Consider the following 5,122-nt stretch of genomic DNA (forward strand, 5'->3'; position numbering starts at 1 on the left):
ATTTAATACATATAGGTAAATATGGTATAATTATCACAAAAAGGAATTTATGTACCGAAACGCAAACGTCAGAAGATGCATCTATGTATAAGCATGAATAGGTACTTTCAATAGATATTGTTTGAAAGAAAATGTGCAGAAAGGAGACGACAAGTAATGGAAAAGAAAGATAAGAAATTCTTAATTATATTTGTTTTAATTGGCATTATAATAGCTTTAGGATGGTGGTTTAAACGATGGTATTTCGTTTATAAATGCAATGTAATGCTTGGTCCGGAATACAATTACGGTTACAATACTTGCTATTATATACAACATGGTAAGTTCCCTACATCTATTTTTGTATGGATTGGTGGATTGCTTGTATTGGCTACTATGGGGTTCTTAGTGTTCTGTTGGATGTATTTACCTCAGAAGGCTGTGAACAACTGGCTAAACTGGCTAAATAAAAAGAAATAAAATAATATAACAACGTAATTACTGAATGATACGACGAAAAGTTAAATGAATGGTGTTTACAAGAATGTGAAATGTGAAAGAAGTGCCACATTTCACATTGATGAAGAAATAATCTTATTAGATGGCGTAATCGAATAAGCGACATAGTAAAATAAATCAACTACTGAACATTTTGAACAAAAGTGCTGTAAAAAATATAGGAGGTGTTTTACATTGCTTATTTGCAAAGATGAACTATATACAGATAGACATAGCGTAGGGGCATTCAAAGTGTACTTAGCGCTCGAAGATGCACAAAATGTTAATGATATAGTTAAAGTAATTGAACTTGTTTCAGACACTGCAGTGTTTCTTACTAGTAAGACTGTGATCACATTTGAAAGTAATTTAGAAAGTGAATTATTAGACGTTGTAATTAAATATAACAGTAAATTGTGACGTAAGGAAAAAATGATACGGAAAGTAAGAGCAACATACTAAAAGGCGTAAAGAGAATGAAAAAAGCACGAACGCTAAGAAATAGTCAATGAACAGAAAAAAGTGAGGACATTCCACCATTTATTAAGAATGCCCAAAAATAGAATGTTGAGCGGGAATGAAGTTAAATCATGCCCGTTTATTTTAAATACACCGAAAATTAAAAATAGAGAATTAATTAGGAGTTGTAATACATGCAAGTAATAGAGCAACTAGATCTATTTAGTGGGGAACTATATCACCAGCCATCTATAAAAATTATTAAAGAACATGTTACAAAGGTTTGCCCGAAATATGAGGATACATTATTAAACAATCATGTGATACCATTATTGCAAGGAGCTGGGGTAAACGTAGATGATTTAAAAATATGTGTTCGAAGTGTATATGAAGATTGGATGGTAGTAGAAGCGGCTACTAGGACTACATGTGTTTCAATGACGGTTTGGAATAATGGTAATAAAGATTCTGTTCATTGGAGCTCTAATACTATCAACGATGCTTTTCAAAAACAATATTTTTATAATCGAACTAAACCTGCCCTGGTATACTATTTAGAAGAAAATCTAGAAAGTTTAGTTAGAAAATTTTTTAACTGTAGGACCTGAAAGTGGTTTTATAGTTGTTTAATTTTGAAAGGAATGAATGTGATGCACAATAAAGAGAAGGAAATAGAAGAGGGTCTAACTATGAAAGAAGTCGTTGAGACCTTAAGCGTCGCTGAGTCTACCGTATATAAATACATTCAAAAAGGACTCCTTGTAGAAATTGAACAACCTAATTTAAAATTTGCAATTAATGGCCAACGTCTTTTTACAGCTGAAAGTGTTTCCAAATTAAAAGCTAAAATGACCGATACAAGTAACCAAATGAGTTTAAATTCCTATGCTAAGGAAAGGAAAGTAAGTCCAGAGCTTTTAAAAAGAATAATAGCAGAAAATGATATTGAAATTCCTAAAGGCACACATGGATTGAGACAAACTTATCTCATTTCACCTGAAATAAAGAAAACACTGGACCAACTTATTTTAGAAAATACTTTTGTACATTTCAGAACTAAAAAAAATTTCTATAATAGTAAATTGAATATCGCGCTATTACAACCGTTTGTTGATGAAGACGGAAGAAAATACCGCGTTATGATAGAAGGCAAACGTTGGGGATTCTACACTGAGACTGGATTTTTACCATTTGAGAATCTTAACAACTCTAAACCATTATACGACATACATAAGCCGACTGTGCGATCCACAATGTATGTAAATTTTTCGATACCTAAGAATGAAAAAAACGCTTATCTATATGTAGATGCTATTTATAATGTATTTGGTATTGAAAATGCACAATTACTATTAACTGATGAAAGTATCAATGGGCGAATAAAAATGAACGACTGGAAGGTATCTGTTGAATCAGAGCATATTCAAAGACTCTTAGAATTAAATGATTATGCCCATAACGGTGAAATTAAGCTTTTAGACAATAAGTTACAGGTAATCTGCTTTGATAAACGAGTGGTGGTTGTTCTTCCTAAGATTTATCATGAACAGTTATCAGAATTGGCTAGTAAGCAAAATAAGACAGAGAGTATAATGGGTCAAAAAATCATTCAAGATTTTTTTAATAAACAACAAAACTAAAACATTTGCTTGCCAGCACTTTAACATTCAGTAAGTGATTTTAAAAATTTTATTGAACATTCAGATGTTGATTGTTATAATACCCATAAAGCACATAATATTTCCAATTAAATTTGAATGGGAACACCCCTTCATCTACATGAAAAAACTGCTAAAACATGCAGTCTTTTTTCGTGTGTATGAAGGGGTTTTTTGTAGTCAAAAAGGGAGGAATAAACATGTTAAATCTTTCAAATTCATGGGATATGCAGCAAGTTAAATGTTTCCCTAAAAAGCTAAAAAGAGATCACGCAACCTACGGAGATAAAATACAATTCGAGAGAAATGGCTTGATCATACAAGGCGTGGTTGAAATGTATCGTGAAAACACTGTTTTAGTTTCAATTAGTGATTCAGATGCAGCGAGACTTCGACTTGAATCTCCAATAACATTGGTAAACCATAAAAATTACACAGTTATTAATAATTTGAACGATTTAGGAGAGGGAGGGGCAGTATCTGAATAATCTAGCCGATGTTGTTCCAATAATATTTTTAGTTTTTGCACTTTGTATAGCATGGAAAATTGTATCTGTTATAAGATCATGTTTTTTCCGTGCTATCGCTTTTGTGGGTACATTTTTAGTATTGTGGCGAATCTTCGCCATGTGGTCAACTATTTTTTGACAGATAAGAAAGGATTGTTTATTTTATGACACACCAGGTATTGCAGCGGGAGTTGCATGAATGGGTATTACAATGCCGTAGTTCAAATAATTTACTATCACCTTCAAGGAAAAAAGATTTTTATTTAAGACGTGTAAATGCTTTAAAAATAATATGCCTTAATTTACCGTACACATCTTCAAAGAAAAAATTACTAATAGAGCATGCTACCATATTATTGGAGTTTATTTCGGAGCGGTTAGACCGATCTATGACAATCCCTGTTCACATAAATGAAATCAGTGAAGAAACCAATTTAGCGGCCAGTCGTGTTCGTACAGTATTCCGGTTTTTAGAGGCAGTTCGAATCTTAAATTACAGCAAGGGCATAGTATCTATTTATAAGGTTCCTGCATTATTTTCTTCTGAAGAACATTAAATATAGCCACAAGAATACATGTTCAAGTCTAGAGAAAGGAACTTTATATATGAGAAGTATTCATGAAATCATAGTTGGCAAAGTGGGTCCAGCTTATAAAACAAGCATTTTTAAAGAAAATGAATTTAAAAAGGAGCTAGCCCCATCTAATGCAAAAATTGAGCATATTGAAATGAAAAATGAGAAATTTGTGAAGATGACATACAATGTTTAGTTTATTTTAACACCACTAATAATAAAGTTCTTTACAAGTAAGGAGTAATATTATGATATACCAACTAAATGATTATAAATATGAACCAACATTAATAATTGGGAAGCCTGAATGCAAAAAAATGTTAGAATACCGATTCAATTATCAAGGTAGTGCTTATCTTGTTGAAGTCGAAATAGACTATCAAAACGTACCATTAATATACCTTTTTGAATTAGATGATCACACCGTTAAATATGTAGGGGATAGTGGTAAAAATTTATACTTAGTTTTCAATAAAATGGCGATTACAGAAAATGAATTAATAGAGCATTGTACTGAATATTTAATGGGAATTGTTGATATTGCCTTTAAAAATTAAACAACTATTTTATTTTTTTAATCACCTTTATTATTTCTATACACATCAATTACATAAAAAGTCCAAACTTCTTAATATATATATAGAAGTTTGTGTAGCTTTATAAAAAAGTTTGATCATTTATAATAAAGATTGATATTGGTTTTCATCATTTATAAAAAGACATAACATTCTCAGTGGTGCTGCTCTATTTATGATCCATAACGACAAAATCGTAACAAAGTCTTATTTTGGTAAACAGTCTAATGCTAAACATGCTCGAGATGTTAAAGCAGACACTCAATTCCACATTGCATCTGTAAGAAAGACTTATATCGGTTTTGCTGCTGCATACGCTATATTCAATGGCTACTTTTCCATTGATGATCCGATTCAACAGTTTGTTGAAGAATCTCATTTATCCGCATATGAAGGAGTTACCATTCGTCATTTATTAACCCACACACATGGACTTAAAATAGCTGATGGCAAACTAGTAAGTGAATATATACCTGGTGAGTCATGGGCATATAGAGGTCCCAGTATTGATTTGTTGACAACGATTATTAAAAAAACAACGGGACAGTCCGTTGCTGATATTGTAAAAGAGCAGGTCATTGTACCAGTTGGCTTTCAATCGACAGAATGGATTAAGATGAGTCAACCCCATTCAAAAATTGCAAACACTATTCGCGATACAGATAACCCCTTCTGGACTGAGACGGATGTAGTAGATGGTTCTGGAATGAATATGTATGTGTCTGCACAAGACCTTGCCTTATGGGGTTACCTTCATTTAAGAGAAGGGAAATGGGGAGGAAAACAGCTTATTCCTAAAGAAATCATTCAAATGGCTACATCCATTCAGACTCCTAACCCGAGACTTCCTATTCATAAGAATGGATTTT

General features: G+C 32.2%; 9 protein-coding genes. All 9 read left to right on the top strand.

What is annotated here, in order from left to right:
• Positions 1-156: 156 nt before the first annotated feature.
• Positions 157-459 carry a hypothetical protein gene (locus PVA17_RS24240; RefSeq protein WP_274069257.1) on the top strand — a complete coding sequence of 101 codons (303 nt, stop codon included), beginning with the start codon at positions 157-159 and terminating at the stop codon, positions 457-459.
• 213 nt (positions 460-672) lie between these two features.
• Entirely contained in the window at positions 673-897 is a 225-nt protein-coding gene (locus PVA17_RS24245) for a hypothetical protein (protein WP_274069258.1), read from the top strand.
• Between the two features lie 233 nt (positions 898-1,130).
• Positions 1,131-1,544 carry a hypothetical protein gene (locus PVA17_RS24250; protein ID WP_274069259.1) on the top strand — a complete coding sequence of 138 codons (414 nt, stop codon included), beginning with the start codon at positions 1,131-1,133 and terminating at the stop codon, positions 1,542-1,544.
• 81 nt (positions 1,545-1,625) lie between these two features.
• Positions 1,626-2,576 (top strand): DNA-binding protein, encoded by a 951-nt coding sequence (locus tag PVA17_RS24255; RefSeq protein ID WP_274069260.1) that lies wholly within the window; start codon positions 1,626-1,628, stop codon positions 2,574-2,576.
• Positions 2,577-2,794: 218 nt separating this feature from the next.
• Positions 2,795-3,082, top strand: coding sequence for a DUF2187 family protein (locus PVA17_RS24260; RefSeq protein ID WP_274069261.1), 288 nt, complete (start codon positions 2,795-2,797; stop codon positions 3,080-3,082).
• 185 nt (positions 3,083-3,267) lie between these two features.
• Positions 3,268-3,660 (top strand): hypothetical protein, encoded by a 393-nt coding sequence (locus PVA17_RS24265; RefSeq protein ID WP_274069262.1) that lies wholly within the window; start codon positions 3,268-3,270, stop codon positions 3,658-3,660.
• A gap of 49 nt (positions 3,661-3,709) precedes the next feature.
• Positions 3,710-3,874, top strand: coding sequence for a hypothetical protein (locus tag PVA17_RS24270; RefSeq protein WP_274069263.1), 165 nt, complete (start codon positions 3,710-3,712; stop codon positions 3,872-3,874).
• Between the two features lie 52 nt (positions 3,875-3,926).
• The gene (locus tag PVA17_RS24275; RefSeq protein ID WP_274069264.1) at positions 3,927-4,235 is read left to right on the top strand and encodes a hypothetical protein; all 309 of its coding nucleotides are present in this window, start codon (positions 3,927-3,929) and stop codon (positions 4,233-4,235) included.
• A 193-nt stretch (positions 4,236-4,428) separates the two neighbouring features.
• On the top strand, positions 4,429-5,122 hold a 694-nt coding region (locus PVA17_RS24280; protein WP_274069265.1), incomplete at its 3' end, for a serine hydrolase domain-containing protein.

Source organism: Lysinibacillus sp. CNPSo 3705, from assembly GCF_028674935.1.
In the GTDB taxonomy this organism is placed as follows: domain Bacteria; phylum Bacillota; class Bacilli; order Bacillales_A; family Planococcaceae; genus Lysinibacillus.

What these genes read in the sequence shown, in the direction of transcription:
- PVA17_RS24240 (WP_274069257.1), top strand. Translation starts at nt 157, where the DNA reads ATGGAAAAGAAAGATAAGAAATTCTTAATTATATTTGTTTTAATTGGC.
- PVA17_RS24250 (WP_274069259.1), top strand. Translation starts at nt 1,131, where the DNA reads ATGCAAGTAATAGAGCAACTAGATCTATTTAGTGGGGAACTATATCAC.
- PVA17_RS24255 (WP_274069260.1), top strand. Translation starts at nt 1,626, where the DNA reads ATGAAAGAAGTCGTTGAGACCTTAAGCGTCGCTGAGTCTACCGTATAT.
- PVA17_RS24260 (WP_274069261.1), top strand. Translation starts at nt 2,795, where the DNA reads ATGTTAAATCTTTCAAATTCATGGGATATGCAGCAAGTTAAATGTTTC.
- PVA17_RS24265 (WP_274069262.1), top strand. Translation starts at nt 3,268, where the DNA reads ATGACACACCAGGTATTGCAGCGGGAGTTGCATGAATGGGTATTACAA.
- PVA17_RS24270 (WP_274069263.1), top strand. Translation starts at nt 3,710, where the DNA reads ATGAGAAGTATTCATGAAATCATAGTTGGCAAAGTGGGTCCAGCTTAT.
- PVA17_RS24275 (WP_274069264.1), top strand. Translation starts at nt 3,927, where the DNA reads ATGATATACCAACTAAATGATTATAAATATGAACCAACATTAATAATT.